Below are 15,637 nucleotides of genomic sequence, written 5' to 3'. Positions count from 1 at the left end.
GCGAATCGGTGTTACACTTTTATCAACTGACCCTATATTACCACATTCGAATGTGAATTGCAAACATGGTTTTTTGAATTTTTTTGAAGCTGCCATACGCTTCATCGTAAGCCGCATCAACCACCATCTTCCTACCAGCTTGTCGAACTCTCTACCTTATATTAACCACTTTCGCCGGATCTAATCACCTTAGCCAAAAATTTTTTTCGCAGCGAGCGGCGGGTTTGGGAGCGCCCCCAAACCCATACCTCATCGCGCTAAAAGTGCTTTGCCTGAAGCCTACTCGCCCGAGGCCGTGCCCCGTGTCGCATGATGATACAAGTCGGCGTAATAGCCGTTGTTCTTCAGCAGCTCACCGTGAGACCCCTCTTCGACGATGCCGCCGCTGCGCATCACGATGATCCGATCGGCCTGCTGTACCGTCGACAGACGGTGGGCAATGACCAGCGTCGTCCTGCCGACGGACACGACACTCAGCGCCTGCTGGATCAGCCGCTCGGTATGCGAGTCGAGGTTGGCCGTCGCTTCGTCCAGGATCAGAATCCGCGGCTGGTAGACCAGGATGCGGGCAAAGGAGATCAGCTGCCGCTCACCGGCCGACAAGCCGCTGCCACGCTCCGTCAGCACCGTATCGTAGCCCTTCTTGAGCCGTTTGATCATCTGCTCGGCGCCGACCATGCGGCAAGCCTCGATGACCGCCTCGCGGCTGATCGTTTCATCGAACAGGCGGACATTATCGATGATCGAGCCCGAGTACAGATACGGCTCCTGCTGGACGAGCCCGACGATGCGGTGAAGCGACTCCAGCTTGAGCTGCCGGATATCGACGCCGTCGATTTTGACGCTGCCCTTGTTGACGTCATAGAAGCGCGCCAGCAGGTTGACCAGCGAGCTTTTGCCTGCTCCCGTCGTACCGACGATGCCGACGAATTCGCCCGGCTTGATATGCAGCTCCAGATCGCGCAGCACATCGCGGTCATCCGAGTATGCGAAGCGGATCCGGTTGAAATCGACCTGCCCCCGCACCCGCTCCATACCGAGCTCCCGGGTCTGCTCGGGCTGCGGATTGCGGACCTCGGGCTCGACCGAGAAGATGCGCCACAGCCGTTCGACGGACACCAGTGTCGACTGCAGCGTATTCCATTGCTGCGTGATCTGGTTGATCGGTTGGAAGAACTGCCGGATGTAGCTGATGAAGGCATACAATACGCCGAACTCCAGCGCACTATTGAACACAGCCATGCCGCCCAGATAGACGACGAAAGCGATCGACACATTGCCCAGAATATCAAACGAACGGTTGAAGATAACCGTTGCTCTGACCTCGCGCAGACTCTCCTTCAAATACTTGCGGTTGCGATCCGAGAATCGGGATACCTGCTCTTTCTCCTGATGGAAGCTCTGGATCAGACTCATCCCCGACAGATTCTCAGCCAGGAAGGCGATCAGCCGCGACAGCTGCGTCCGCGCCCGCTGGTACGAATTGCGGAGCATCGTCCGGAAGGCAACGGCAATCACCGCGATCAGCGGCAGCAGGATCAAGCAATACAGCGCCAACTGGACGTCGAGGAAAAACATCATGCCGATGATCATGATGAGCGACAGGCCGTCACGGACGATGCTCAGAAGCACCTGGGTGAAGAACTGGTTGATCGTCTCTGTATCGCTCGACTCATTGGTGACCAGCGATCCGATCGCATGACGGTCAAAAAACGACATCGACTGCTTGGCAATATGATGGAACAAATCCTTGCGCAGCGCCGCGACGATGCTCTGTCCGGCTCTTTGCAGCAAGTTGGCCTGCAGGTAGGTAAAGATCATACTGAGAATCGCCAGCAAGAAATAGAACAGACCGAGACCGATGATGCGGCCCGCTCCCTCTTCACTCCCCAGAAGATTGTCGTCGATGACGATCTTGACCAGATACGGCTGCAGCAGGTCCGCCGAGATCGCCAGCATCGCGCAGAAGAAGACGCCCAGGAAGACGAGCCGCTGCGGCTTCGCGTAGGCCAGCATCGCCCGGAACGCCTTGCGCCTGGTAAGCGCGTCCGTCTGATAGTTCGGATTAATCTCCTCTTCGTGATTGCCTGTATCGGGCTTAGCCATGAGACACACCTTCTTCCTGGATCGCATACAGGGCGGCGTAATGCCCCCGCAGGCGGATCAGCTCCTGATGGGTGCCCCGCTCGACGACCCGGCCCTCATCCATGACGACGATCTCGTCGGCATGCTTGACCGCACTGATCCGGTGAGCGATGATGATCGTCGTCTTGTCCTTGCGCACCGACCTGAGATTCGTCAGGATGGCCGTCTCCGTCAGGGCATCCACTGCACTGACACTGTCGTCGAGGATGAGGATCGGCGCATCCTTGATGATACCGCGCGCCAGGCTGGTGCGCTGCCGCTGGCCGCCGGAGAGCGTCAGACCGCGTTCGCCCAGCTTGGTCTCGAAGCGCATCTCGAAGCCCGCTATGTTGTCATACACTTCCGCCAGCTTGGCGGCCTGCTCGACATTGGCATCGCCGATATCCCGCTTGAAGAAGGCGATGTTGTCGCGGATCGTCGTGCTGAACAAGAAACCATCCTGCGGTACGTAAGCGATCTGGGTACGCAGACTCTCGAGCGTCAGCCGGCTGATATCCTCGCCCCCGATGAATACGCTTCCTTCGGGCGGGTCGTAGACCCTCAGCAGCAGCTTGACCAGGGTTGTCTTCCCGCTGCCGGTCTTGCCTATGATGCCCAGCGTATGTCCTTGCGGCACCTGAATATTGATGTCGCTCAGCGAAGGCTGACCGCTGTCAGGATAAGCAAAGGAAAGATGGCGGACCTGTACGTCGCCCGCCCCCGGAGCCAGCGGCTTGGCCTGCTCGTTCTCCTGGATGTCGGGCTTGATGGCCAGCAGCTTGTTCAGCCGCTCCAGCGACGCCCTTGCCCGCTGCATCGTATTGATGACATTGCCGATCTGCTGCAGCGGGTTCATGATCATCCGCAGATAGAACGTCAACTCGACGAAATGCCCGATCGTCAGCGCGCCGCCGATCGTCATATAGCCGCCATACGTGATGGCCACGACAAGCGACAATGCCCCCGCGAACGGGATGATCGCCTGGAACATCGAGGCCATCCGCACCAGCTTGAGCTGGTTTTCGCGGATCTGCTCGACCGTGCCGCCGAACCGTTTCTCCGCGATATCCTCGACCGCGAAGGTTTTGGTCACCCGGATGCCGCCGAACTGCTCCTCCGCCGACTCGGTCATCTCTGCCAGCGACTCCTGCACCCGTCTGGAACGGTCGCGGATCCGCGGGCCGAAGTAGACGACCAGGAAAGGGATCGAGAGGAGCGGCAGCACGCACACAAAAACAAGCTGAAGCGGCAGGCCGCTCAGCGACATCATGACGACAACCGAGACCAGCAGCACAGATGCATTGGTCAATTGGTTGGCGCCGTTGGCGATCGATTCCCTGACACTGGTCACGTCATTCATGACGTAACTGAGCAGCTTGCCGGTGCCGTTCTTGGAATAATACTGCTCACTCAGCCGAGTAAAGTGCCGGAACATCTGCTGCCTGGAGTTGAATTCGAAGCGTCTGCCCATCCGATGATTCAGATACTGGCCGAGGCCAAACAGCACCCCGTAAGCAATGCCGATAAAGAGAAGAATCAAGCTGTACCGCAAAATCGACTGCTGCGTCAGTCCATTCGCCTCATACTCGTTGGCGAACTGCCCCAGCACACTGGGGAAATAAGCAAAAATCACGTTGGCCGAAGCCAGTAACACAAAAGCGCCTGCATACACCCATCCGTACCTTCTGAAATGCGTTAACAGTAATCGTCGTCCGTCCAAGAGCCTTCTCACCCCGCATCATTATAGTCGAGCATGGTAGAAATCTCGTTCCTTACGTATGTTAATCCAATTCGTCAGATGTTTCAAGGGGGCGAACCACGCTTATATTTATGCAAAACCCCGTTTCGCCATCACTTAAAACCGGGTAATATTGAGTTAGGCTTAAATAATGGAGGGGGATTTGCAATGAACTTAACATCCCGAATCAACCAGTCAGGACGCACAGCTCTTGTCCTTTTCGTAATCGTTTCCATGCTTGCGTTGCCGCTCTATGCCAGCGCCCAGACCAGTACAGGCGAGCTGCAGACGCGGTTTGCGATTGACGGCGCACTTTATACCAGCCCACCTGGCGAACCCGCCCCGTATCTTAATGAAGATGGACGGACGATGGTGCCGGCCAGCTTCTTCGCAGCCGCGCTTGGCGTGCCCCCGCAGGGAATCCAATGGGATGCGGACACCAAGACAGCCACGATCAGCCATGAGGGGCAAGTGCTGCAACTGACACTGGGGCAGCCCTACCTGCTGGTGAACGGAGCGCAGCAGCCGATCGACACGACGATCGCGATCCGCGACGGCCGTATCTTCATCCCGGTTCGCTTCATCGCTGAGGGACTCGGCGTGCAGACCGCGTGGGACACCCACAGTCGTATCGTCCATCTGAGCACGGACGGCCCGGCGCTTAGTCCGGCCGAAGCCCGGGATGTAATCGCAGATCAGGCCGACGAGGTGATGCAATTGATCTCTGAGCTGGATCTGGACGGTCTCGCAGACCATGTGCACCCGGAGCGAGGCCTGCGCTTCTCTCCTTACTCCTATGTCGATGTGGAAGAACATGTCGTCCTGTATGCCGATGAGCTGGCCTCCAATCTGATCAACCCCGAGCTGCGGGAGTGGGGCTTCTTTGACGGCAGCGGCGAGACGATCCTGCTGGACTTCGAAGACTACTGGCTGCGGTTTGTGTACTCCCACGACTTCCGTCAGGCGCCCGAGGTAAGCTACAACGAACAGCTGTTCAGCGGCAATATGATCAACAATGCCCCGACCGTTTACGGGGGCTCGATTATCGTCGAATATCATTTCGATGGCATCGATGAACAATACGCGGGCATGGACTGGCGCAGCCTGCGGCTCGTCTTCCAGCCGTATGGCGAAGAGTGGCGGCTGACCGGCATCATCAACGACGAGTGGACGACGTAAGGAGCGCTTTTGATCACGAAGTAATTCAGAGAAGCGGTTTGGGCGGTGCTGAAAAGCGCTTAAGATCACGAAGTAAAAACACCTTCCACCCTCCGGTCGTGGCCGGAGGGTGGAGGTTTTTGTGTGGTCAGGAATAATAAATACGGGCTAAGCGCTCGCCCCGGAGCCTACCTCGCTGCTCTGCAGCTGGTACATCCGGTAGTAACGGCCTTCGCGGGCCATCAGTTCGTCGTGGCTGCCGCGCTCCACAATCTCGCCCCGGTGCAGGACGAGGATCGTGTCTGCTTCCTTGATCGTCGAGAGCCGGTGGGCGATGATAAACGTCGTCCGTCCTTCGCGGACGACATCCAGCGCCCGCTGGATGAGCGATTCCGTCTCGCTGTCGATGCTGGCCGTCGCTTCATCTAGGATCAGGATCGCAGGATCGTAGACGAGCGCCCGGGCAAATGAGATCAGCTGCCGCTCCCCGGCGGACAACGTGCCGCCGCGCTCCAGCACCGGCTCGTCCATGCCTTGCGGCAGCCGGCTCACGAAGCGGTCGGCCCCCACCTCCTGCAGCGCCTTCCAGATCTGCTCGTCGGTCAACCCCTCGTGATGCAGTGCGACATTGGATCGGATATCGCCGGAGAACAGGTACGGGTCCTGCAGGACGATACCCATATGCTTGCGCAAATTCTGCTTGGACATCGTCCGCACATCCTGACCGTCGATGCGGATCTCCCCTGCCGCCGGCTCATAGAAGCCCAGCAGCAGGTTCATGATCGAGCTTTTGCCCGAGCCGGTATGGCCTACCAATGCGATCGTCTCGCCACGCCTGGCGCTGAACGAGATGTTCTTCAATACGTAGCTGTCCGGCTGATAGCCGAAGCTGACGTCGTCGAACTCGACATGCCCCTGAGGCCGTTCTGCTGACGGAGCCGTGTCGACTTCCTGTCCTTCCTTGTCCATCAGCTCAAACACCCGCTCCGCCGAGACGACCGCCCGCTGGGCGTTCATCATCTGATCGAAGATGCCGATGATCGGCTCGAAGATCCGGCCCAGGTAATCGATGAAGAGATAGAACACCCCGAACGAGATGGCGCCCGTCAGCGACTGGCTGCCGAAGTACCAGATGATCATCGCCGTGAACAGGCGGCCTACGAAGTAGACGGCATTGCGGCCGGAGAAGGCAAAGATCCGGAACTGCATCAGCTGGTTGCGGTACCGGTCTTCATTGAGCACCTCGAATTCCTCGCGCGTCCGCTCCTCTCGCCGGAAGGCTTGCAGGATCGGCATCGTATGGATCGTCTCGTTCAAGGTCGCATTCATCTCCGCCAGTCTCGCCCGGATCGCCGCTACATAGCGGCGCGAGAACTTCAGATGCAGGATGATGATGAGCGTATAGATCGGCAGCAGGATCGCGCAGACGAGCGCCATCCGCCAGTCCAGGAACAACAGGGCTGCGAATACGCCCAGGATATTGAGCCCGCTGACGACGAAGGTGGCCATGAAGCTCATGTAGAGCTCTTTGATATTCTCCGTGTCGTTGGCAATCCTCGAGACGATCTGGCCGACCGGCGTATTGTCAAAGTAACGGATCGGGATCCGGTGCATGTTGCGGAAGACGTCCATCCGGATACGCTGGACGATCCGCTGCGCCGCAGTCTGCAGCATCAGGCTCTGGACGAAGTTGAGCACACTCGCCACGACGCCCAGCAGGATGATCGCCCCTACCAGCAAGAGGACGGGCTGCATGTCGTGCTGGTAGAAGTCCGTGACCTCGCCTGCAGTCAGCGGCACGCTGCCGTAAGTCGGACTCTCCAAGTACATGGTAAGTCCATCCTGGCTGATCCTGGCGGTTCCGGCATCCTGCGGCAGCTGGCCGGACTCGGCCCAGTCGCTGCGGACGTAAGCCATCTCGCGGTAAGGCACCGAGCGGACCTGCTCCGGCACAGCCGCCTGCGGCAGCTCCGTCCACGCCCACGTAATCGCCTGGATATGCTCGTCGATGATCTGTTTGGCCAGCAGCGGCCCCGCCAGCTGGGCCGCCAGCGCGATGATCAGGATGAGGATAGCGATGGCGACCTTGCGTTTGAACAGCAGCACATAACGGAATAAACGCTTAGCCGTACCGCCCCGGGAAGAGACGTCTTCACGACGGTTGTCTTGATCTGCAGTCTGACTCATTGTCCCCGCTCCTCCTTGTCGCTCTCCAGCAGGCTCTGCTCCAGCTGTTGCCGGTCATACTGCTGACGGTACCAGCCCTGCTGGGCCATCAGCTCGTCATGGGTGCCCCGCTCGGCAATCTCGCCATAGGCCATGACGATGATCTGCTGCGCATGCGTGACCGCAGTCAGACGGTGGGTGGCGATGAAGGTCGTCCGCCCCTGGCGGTCGCGGCGGATCGCATCCAGGATCGCGTGCTCCGTGCGGGCGTCGACCGCAGAGAGCGCATCGTCGAGGATCAGAATCTCCGGATCCAGGAGCAGCGCCCGGGCGATGCCTACCCGCTGCTTCTGCCCGCCGGAGAGCATGACGCCGTTCTCGCCGACGAGCGTGTCCAGCCCGTCGGGCATGGCGGCGATATCCCTGGCCAGATAAGCCATCTCCAGCGCCCGCTTGATCTCTTGATCTGTCGCCTCTGGCTTGCCCAGTGCGATATTGTCCCGCAGCGTCTTGGAGAGGAGCAGATGCTCCTGCGGCACATAGCCGATCCAGGACTTCAGCCGCTGCAGGGAGATCGTCTCGATCGGCACCCCGCTGACCGATAGCCGCTCCGGCTCGATCGGATACTGCCGCAGCAGCTGCTTCAGGAGCGTGCTCTTGCCGCTGCCGGTGCGGCCGACGATGCCGATCGTCGCGCCCCGCTCGACCTCGAGCCGGATCTCGCGCAGACTGTCGCTGCCCGCGCCCGGATAACGGAAGGTCAGCCCCTGGAAGCTGATCCGCTCAGGCACTGCCACCTCTACCGGCTGCTGCGGCTCCGTGACCTCCTCCCGCTGCTCCAGATTATCCTGGATACGGTTAACCGAGGCATTGCCGCGCTGCAGGATGTTGATGAACTCACCGAAGGCGATCATCGGCCAGATCAGCAGACCGAGGTAGATATTGAAGGTCACCAGCTCGCCCAGCGTGATCTCGTTCTGGAAGACGAGATAGGCGCCATAGCCGATGCCGATGGCAAAGCTGACGCCGACGATGAGCGAGACCGCAGGCTGGAACAGCGCATGGATGTATGCGACCCGGATATTTTTGTCCATCACATCTGTAGTGACCCGCTCAAAAGCCGCCACATCCTGCTCCTCCTGGACATACGAACGAAGCACGCGCATCCCCGAGATCGACTCCAGCACATGGTCGTTCATATGGCCAAACGATTGCTGGGCATCGAGGAAGCGGGATCGCATCGCCCGGCCCAGCCGGTTGATCGCCAGCGCCAGCAGCGGCAGCGGCAGGAGCGCGGCGACCATCAGCTTGAAGCTGACGAACACGATCATCGAGATGACGACGACTGTCGTGATGACAATCGTATTGACCAATGTCAGCACCCCGAAGCCGGCGGTATTGCTCACGGCCTGAATATCATTGGAGGCCAGCGCCATCAGCTCGCCGGAGCGGTTGCGCTGGAAGAAGGACGGCGTCATCCGCGTCCAGTGGCGGAACAGCCGTTCACGCAGCTGTTTGTCCAGCAGCACCGCGCTGCCGAACAGCAGGTTATTCCATATGTAGATGAAGATGTACATCGTCAGCGCGATGCCTAGCAGCAGCCAGACCGTCTGACGCAGCGTATCCCAGGTCAAGATGCCGTCACGGATCTGATCAACCGTATTGCCCACCAGCCGGGGGGCTACGCTGTTCAGATAACTTGTGCATGCCATCAGCAGTACGGTCAGCACATAGAATACCCATCGCTTTTTGAAAAACCAGCTCAGCTGGGTGACAAACTGCATGCCTCAAGCCTCCATTTCAAAATCCGTATTTTCCCATTGTACAATCTTGGACGGCCATTGAATACCCTTTCTTTTATAGCTGCTTCAGATTAGAAAAAAGCCGACATTTGACACCGCCCCGGGGGAACGGTATGTTTGCATTACAATGGTTAATCGACGCTGGCGAGCCCCCCTCTGCCAATCTGAAATGGAGGTTATTCACCCATGACCACACCTGCTCCGGATGCTGCCCTGCAGCAGCTCATCGCAGCGCTGCCCAAGGTCGATCTGCATCTGCATCTCGACGGCTGCATCCTGCCCCAGACCCTGCTGGAACTCGCCCGGGCCGAGCAGCACCCGCTGCCAGCGGATGACGCTGCCGCTCTGCTCCCCTACATGCAAGTAGACGGGGCGTGCGACAGCCTGAAGCAATACCTGGAGCGCTTCGATCTCGTGCTGCCGCTGCTGCAGACCGGCGAAGCGCTGGAGCGCGCCGCCTACGAGACCCTGCAGCAGAGCGCGGCTCATAACTGCATCTATATCGAAGTCCGGTTCGCCCCGCAGCTGCACACCGGGCGCGGCCTCAGTCCCGCTCAAGCGATCGGCCATGTGCTGGCGGGACTCCGCCGGGGCGAGCAGGACTTCGGCGTCCAGGCCCAGGCCATCGCCATCTGCATGCGCCACCATCCCGAGTCTCTCAACCGCGAGGTCATCGAAGCGGCGGCCGGCTATATGGGGCAAGGACTGGCCGCAGTCGACCTCGCCGGCGATGAAGCCGGCTATCCGCCGGAGCTGTTCCGCAGCGTATTCGGGCTGGCGGCAGAGCGCGGCTTGCCGGCGACGATCCATGCCGGAGAAGCGGGCGGCCCCGCCAATATCCGCGAAGCGATCCACGGCTTGGGCGCCGTTCGGATCGGCCATGGCGTACGGCTGCGCGAGGATCCGGAGCTGCTCGACGAGATCCGCAGACTTCAGGTGCCGCTGGAGTTGTGTCCGGTCAGCAACATCCAGACCAGGGCGGTGGCGGACTGGGCCGATTACCCGATCCGGGAGTATGTCGAGCAAGGCTTGTTCGTCACGGTCAACACCGACAACCCGACCGTCTCCGGCACCTCCATGACGCGGGAGTACGGCGAGCTGGCGGCCCGCTTCGGCTTCACCGCGCCAGAGATCGCCACGCTGATCCTCAGCAGCATCGAAGCCGCCTGGTTGGATCCCGCAGGCAAAGAAGCGCTGCGCCGGCAGCTGCTCTGCAGCTGTGCCGGTCTCGGCATCAGGCTGCATGGACATGCCTGAACATAGAGCAAAGCAGCACAATAATGAGAGTGAGTGATTGTCGTTGAATACCCTGCTAACCTTGCTGGGCGACCTGTGCTATCGATTCCGCAAGGTTGTCCTGGCCATCTGGATTATTGTCGTAATCGGGCTCTCCTTCTTTGCCTACCAGCTCCCTTCCCTTCTGAAGGGCAGCGGTTTTGTCATGGAAGGCTCCTTCGCCGAGGCCAACGTTATCCTCCGTGAAGACTTCGGCATCTATGAATCGACGCTGATGCTCGTCTTCGAGCAGCCTGGCGGCGTCACAGACGAGCAGTTTCAGCAGACTGTCACCGCTTCAGTGTCGCGTCTGCAGGCGCTGCCGCTCGAGTCGCTCGCCGATACGGCTTCGCCCTATCCTGCCGAAGGCGTCCGGGCCGACCCCGGGATGCTGCGGGAAGGCGTCGCCTATGCTTCCTTGAGCTTCGACATGCTGACGGTAGATATGGCGGACAACATCGCCCTCGTCCGCGAAGCTGTCGCTGAGCTGCAGGAAGAGAGCGTCCCGGTCGGGCTGACCGGGGCGCCGATCATCGAAGAGGATCTGAACAGAGCGAGTCAGGAGGACCTGACCCGTGCCGAGATGATCGGTCTGCCGGTGGCGATGCTTGTCCTGCTGTTTGCCTTTGGCGGGCTGGTCGCCGCTGCGTTGCCGCTCATCATCGGACTGATCAGCGTCGTCAGCACCCTCGGCGTGCTGTACTTCTTCGGCCTGCAGATGGAGCTATCGATCTTCCTGCTCAATGTCGTCGTCATGCTCGGGCTTGCGCTCGGCATCGACTTTGCACTGCTCTTCGTCAACCGGTTCCGGATGGAGCTGAAGCAGCATTCTGTCCACGAATCGGTGCGCATCTCCGTTCGCACGGCGGGCGAATCGATCATTTTCTCCGGCTTGTGCGTCTTCATCGGCTTGGCGGGGATGCTGTTCATCCAGATTGACCTCTTCAAAATTATCGCCCTGGGCGGGATGACGGTCGTCTTCTTCTCCATCCTCTCGGCCTTGACGCTGCTGCCTGCGCTGCTCTCGCTGCTGGGACCGCGGATCAACCGGCTCATGCTGCTCAAGGAGCGCCCGGAGAAGCGCAGCGCCTGGCTGAGCTTTGCGTCGTTTGTGATGCGCAGACCGGTCGTCATGGCGCTGGCAGCCTTCCTCGTGCTGCTCGCCAGCTCGATCCCGATCAAGGATATGGTGCTGCGCGTCCCTGCTGCGGATGCGCTGCCGGATGGCTACGAATCCAAAGCGGCCTATGATCTATATGAAGCAACGTTCCGCGACGGGCAGGTCTCCGAGGTCGTCATCCTGGCAGAGACGGCAGCCGAGGCGACCGATCCGGCTTCGCTGCAGGAGCTGCATATGCTGACGCAGCGGCTGAAGGCAGATCCGCAGGTCAATGCCGTGCAATCGTTGTTCTCGCTGGCCGGTGGTCTGGACGGGGAGCAGATGACAGCAATGCTTGCCAATCCCGAGGCATCCGCCCAGCTTGCACCGCTCGTGGATCAGTTCACTGCCGGCAACCGCATGCTGTTGCAGGTAGAGCTGGCGGGCGAGCCTTACTCGGATACGACGCAGGATTGGGTGCGGGACTGGGACCGCGTCGATAACGGCATTTCGCTGCTCGTCAGCGGCTACGCCAAGTTTAACCAGGAGATCTTCGACGAAATCTCGACCAAGATTGTTTATACGCTCTTATTTATTCTTAGCGCCACATATCTGATCCTGTTCATTGCCTTCCGCTCGGTACTGATCCCGCTCAAGGCGATTGTTATGAACGCACTCAGCTTATGCGCCACCTTCGGCATTATCGTCTGGATCTTCCAGAATGGCATGTTCGGGCTGACGGCGACGGATATCGCCCTCTTCATCCCGATCTTCATCTTCAGCATCGTGTTCGGGCTGAGTACGGACTATGAGGTGTTCCTCATCTCGCGTATCCAGGAGATCTACCGGGAGACGGGCAATAATAATGAGGCGACGCTGCAGGGTCTGGCGCTGACGAGCAAGATCATCACCTCGGCGGCAGCGATTATGATCGTCATCACCGGCGCCTTTGCCTTCACCGGCGTCATGCCCGTCAAGCAGCTCGGTGTCGGGATCGCCCTGGCCATCTTCATCGATGCGACGATCGTCCGGATGATCCTCGTGCCGTCGATGATGAAGCTGATGGGACGCTGGAACTGGTGGGCGCCGCGTTTCTTCCGGAGCCGCCGGGATCAGACGGATACCGGATAAGCATAGCGTCCCGGCCTCCCTTCCCGCGTCTTGCAGTTGCAGTTCGCGCCGGAGGGGAGCGCTGTGCTTGGTTCCATTTTCAGGGCGATGTCGTAATTTCGAAGTTTTTATTGCACAATGTCGGAATATGATCCGCGCCTGCATTATGGTACATTGAGAGGGACGTGTCAGTTGGAGAAACCGGCTGCCTAGCGGCGGTTCTGGAGGGCACATTTATCCGCCTCTGGTTCCGCAGTCTCATCCAATGCTTGACACCCTGCAGGCGCAAGCTTTACCTTTAAATTGCATCTGTAAACGTGTTCAACCCTATATTCCAGGAGGTATCTTTAATGAGCCAAGTATTGAAAGTCGCACTGATCGGCTGTGGCGGTATTGCTAACGGCAAGCATCTGCCAGCTCTGAGCCGCAACCAAAATGTCGTGCTGGTCGCTTTTTGCGATATTGTTGAAGACAGAGCCGTTCAAGCGGCTGAAAAATATGGCGTACCCGGCGCTAAAACGTACACCGACTACCGTGAGCTGTTGAAGGATCAGGAGATCGATGTCGTCCACGTTCTGACGCCAAACGACTCCCACGCTGAGATCTCGATCGCCGCGATGGAAGCGGACAAGCATGTTATGTGTGAGAAGCCGATGGCCAAAACGGCTGCCGAAGCGCGCGAGATGGTCGCTGCAGCTAAGCGCACCGGCAAAAAACTGTCGATCGGCTACAACAACCGTTTCCGCCCAGACAGCCAGTATCTGAAAAAAGTATGCGAGGAAGGCGAGCTTGGCGAGATCTACTATGCACGCGCTCATGCTGTTCGCAGACGTGCCGTACCGACATGGGGCGTGTTCCTCGACGAAGAGAAGCAAGGCGGCGGCCCGCTCATCGATATCGGCACGCATGCGCTTGACCTGACGCTCTGGATGATGGACAACTACAAGCCAGTGTCCGTTACCGGCTCGGTCTTCCACAAGCTCGGACAGAAGGAAAATGCAGCGAATGCTTGGGGACCATGGGATCCGGCCAAGTTCACTGTTGAAGACTCCGCAGTAGGCTTCATCAAGATGGAGAACGGCGCGACGATCACGCTGGAAGCGAGCTGGGCGCTGAATACGCTGGAAGTCGACGAAGCTAAATGTACCCTCTCCGGTACAGAAGGCGGCGCGGACATGAAAGGCGGCCTCCGCATCAACGGCGAGGAGAAAAGCCGTCTGTACGTGAAAGAGATCGACCTCAAAGGCGGCGGCGTAGCCTTCTACGAAGGCAGCGGCGGCGACAAGGACATCGATGTGGAGGCAGCAGCCTGGATCAACTCGATCCTGAGCGACACCGACCCCGTTGTCCTGCCGGAGCAGGCGCTCGTCGTGACCGAGATCCTCGAAGCGATCTACGAGTCCGCTCGTACTGGCAAGACCGTCTACCTGAACAGCTAGATAAGTGTAAGATAAGGGCGTCCCTCAGTCATCGCAGATGACTGAGGGACGCCCTTTTTCATTATTCAACGCTCCATTTTGTGGCCCTCCTCATCTACCTTCTTGACCGTAGCTCGACCTATCTGTTATACTACAAATATAACAGATAGCATAGGTGGTGAAGCAAATGATGATAAGGATCAATCTGGAATCCGACGTACCGCTCTACACCCAGTTGACGAATCAGATTATCGAAGGCATTGCCAGCGGAGCGCTCGCGCCGGGCGAGCCCTTGCCGTCAGTACGCTCACTGTCCTCCGATCTGGGGATCAATATGCATACCGTCAATAAAGCCTATGCCGCGTTGAAGCAGGATGGCTATGTCGAGATCCACCGTCAGAAGGGGGTCGTGGTTCAGAAAGATCTGCCTGAGGCGGATGATGCCTACTTCCGGGCATTGGAAGAGAAGCTCCGTCCGCTCATCAGCGAATCGATCTGCCGCAAGGTCAGCGAGGATGAACTGCTCCATCTCTGCCGCTCCATCTTCAGGCAGATCCGCTCCTAGACGCCTCTCTGGCTGAGCGACGACCATTCATATGTTAAAGGGGGTCTACACCATGGAAAATTGGACGGTTTGGCTGCTTCTGGCTACAATTTTGCTCCCGGTCAGCTTCATGCTGATTGCCGTTCCCTATCTTACCCGGCGTACCGAAAGCTTCGGCATTTCCATCACCGAAGAAGTGTACCGGCATCCTGATGTCCGGCAGATGAGAAGGCACTATGCGATCATCCTGATCACCATCAACCTCTTGATGGCTGCAGCGATTGTATTTTTCTTTCAGCTTGGCGATGCAGAGGAAATGACGACCGGATTGGCCGTTTACCTCGTCGGCATGTTTGCAGCGGGCTTCGCAGTGTACCTGCGCTACCATTACCTGATGAAGCGTATGAAACAGGAGCGCAACTGGGGAAGTCCCACGATACAGACCGCTGTCATCCACACTTCGTTCAGGCAGCAAAAGCTCGCAGCATCCAACTACTGGTTCATTCCGCATCTGCTGTTAACCTTGGCAACCTTGGCTGTAGTACTGCTGTTCTATGACCGCTTTCCTGATACGCTGGTTATGCAGTACGGCTTTGACGGTGAGGTGACGCGATCTGCGGCCAAATCCTACTCTGCCCTGCTCTGGCCGGTGGGCATACAGATGATGATGATTGCCTTGTTCATGCTGATCAACTTCAGCATCGTCATCAGCAAGCAGCAGATCGACGCTGCAGATCCGGAAGGCTCGATGAAGCGCAATATTATTTTCCGCCGCAGTTGGTCGGTATTCCTGGTTATCACTTCGTTTCTCATTATATTAATGCTCTCGTGGATGTCGATTTCCAACCTGCTCCGTATCGGTCCCAACACAACGCTCGTTGTCGTGGTACTGATGGTTGCCTCCATCATTGGGGGTTCGATCTGGCTGTCGGTGCGTCTGGGACAGGGCGGGAGCCGCATCCGCCAGCCAGCCGGCGGGCCGGGGGGTGTCGGCAGCGGACCCTCGGACAATGATAAGCACTGGAAGCTTGGCGTTATTTACTTCAACCCGTCCGATCCGGCGCTCTTCCTGGAGAAGCGCTTTGGCGTCGGCTGGACCATCAATATGGGCAGGCCGCTAGCCTGGCTGATTGCCGCCATTCCGATTGTGATCGTCATCCTCTCCCTCTGGTACGCTTAAGCTTGACCTATATCCATTAAGGA

At 58.6% G+C, this 15,637-nt stretch carries 10 protein-coding genes; 6 read left to right on the top strand and 4 right to left on the bottom strand.

The features are described from left to right. Positions 1-279: 279 nt before the first annotated feature. Both ABC336_RS19045 and ABC336_RS19040 read right to left on the bottom strand, forming a co-directional pair. Positions 280-2,106 (bottom strand): ABC transporter ATP-binding protein, encoded by a 1,827-nt coding sequence (locus ABC336_RS19045; RefSeq protein ID WP_413240143.1) that lies wholly within the window; start codon positions 2,104-2,106, stop codon positions 280-282. Next, on the bottom strand, positions 2,099-3,844 hold the full coding sequence (locus ABC336_RS19040; RefSeq protein ID WP_413240142.1) for an ABC transporter ATP-binding protein: 1,746 nt from the start codon (positions 3,842-3,844) through the stop codon (positions 2,099-2,101). Before ABC336_RS19040 ends, ABC336_RS19045 begins: the two co-directional genes overlap by 8 nt. Before the next feature lie 186 nt (positions 3,845-4,030). Here ABC336_RS19040 and ABC336_RS19035 point away from each other — a divergent pair, with 186 nt between their 5' ends. Then, entirely contained in the window at positions 4,031-5,041 is a 1,011-nt protein-coding gene (locus ABC336_RS19035; RefSeq protein WP_413240141.1) for a copper amine oxidase N-terminal domain-containing protein, read from the top strand. 147 nt (positions 5,042-5,188) lie between these two features. Here the strand turns inward: ABC336_RS19035 and ABC336_RS19030 are convergent, their stop codons facing one another. Together ABC336_RS19030 and ABC336_RS19025 are read right to left on the bottom strand one after the other, a co-directional pair. After that, positions 5,189-7,207, bottom strand: a complete 2,019-nt coding sequence (locus ABC336_RS19030; RefSeq protein ID WP_413240140.1) for an ABC transporter ATP-binding protein — start codon at positions 7,205-7,207, stop codon at positions 5,189-5,191. After that, on the bottom strand, positions 7,204-8,970 hold the full coding sequence (locus ABC336_RS19025) for an ABC transporter ATP-binding protein (RefSeq protein WP_413240139.1): 1,767 nt from the start codon (positions 8,968-8,970) through the stop codon (positions 7,204-7,206). Before ABC336_RS19025 ends, ABC336_RS19030 begins: the two co-directional genes overlap by 4 nt. Before the next feature lie 204 nt (positions 8,971-9,174). Here ABC336_RS19025 and add point away from each other — a divergent pair, with 204 nt between their 5' ends. The 5 genes from add (at position 9,175) to ABC336_RS19000 (ending at position 15,614) form a co-directional block, all read left to right on the top strand. Further along, on the top strand, positions 9,175-10,245 hold the full coding sequence (add, locus tag ABC336_RS19020; RefSeq protein ID WP_413240138.1) for an adenosine deaminase: 1,071 nt from the start codon (positions 9,175-9,177) through the stop codon (positions 10,243-10,245). A 37-nt stretch (positions 10,246-10,282) separates the two neighbouring features. Further along, positions 10,283-12,493, top strand: coding sequence for an MMPL family transporter (locus ABC336_RS19015; RefSeq protein WP_413240137.1), 2,211 nt, complete (start codon positions 10,283-10,285; stop codon positions 12,491-12,493). Between the two features lie 329 nt (positions 12,494-12,822). Further along, complete coding sequence (locus ABC336_RS19010; RefSeq protein ID WP_413240136.1) at positions 12,823-13,911, top strand: Gfo/Idh/MocA family protein; 1,089 nt, start codon at positions 12,823-12,825, stop codon at positions 13,909-13,911. Between the two features lie 166 nt (positions 13,912-14,077). Then, a complete protein-coding gene (locus ABC336_RS19005; RefSeq protein WP_413240135.1) occupies positions 14,078-14,455 on the top strand; it encodes a GntR family transcriptional regulator in 378 nt (125 codons plus the stop codon). Positions 14,456-14,507: 52 nt separating this feature from the next. Then, positions 14,508-15,614 (top strand): DUF1648 domain-containing protein, encoded by a 1,107-nt coding sequence (locus tag ABC336_RS19000; protein WP_413240134.1) that lies wholly within the window; start codon positions 14,508-14,510, stop codon positions 15,612-15,614. Positions 15,615-15,637: the final 23 nt, after the last annotated feature.

This window comes from Paenibacillus jepli (assembly GCF_047238105.1).
GTDB lineage: Bacteria > Bacillota > Bacilli > Paenibacillales > Paenibacillaceae > Paenibacillus_D.
Note: the sequence above shows the minus strand (reverse complement) of the source record. Positions and strands in the feature narration are given on the sequence as shown.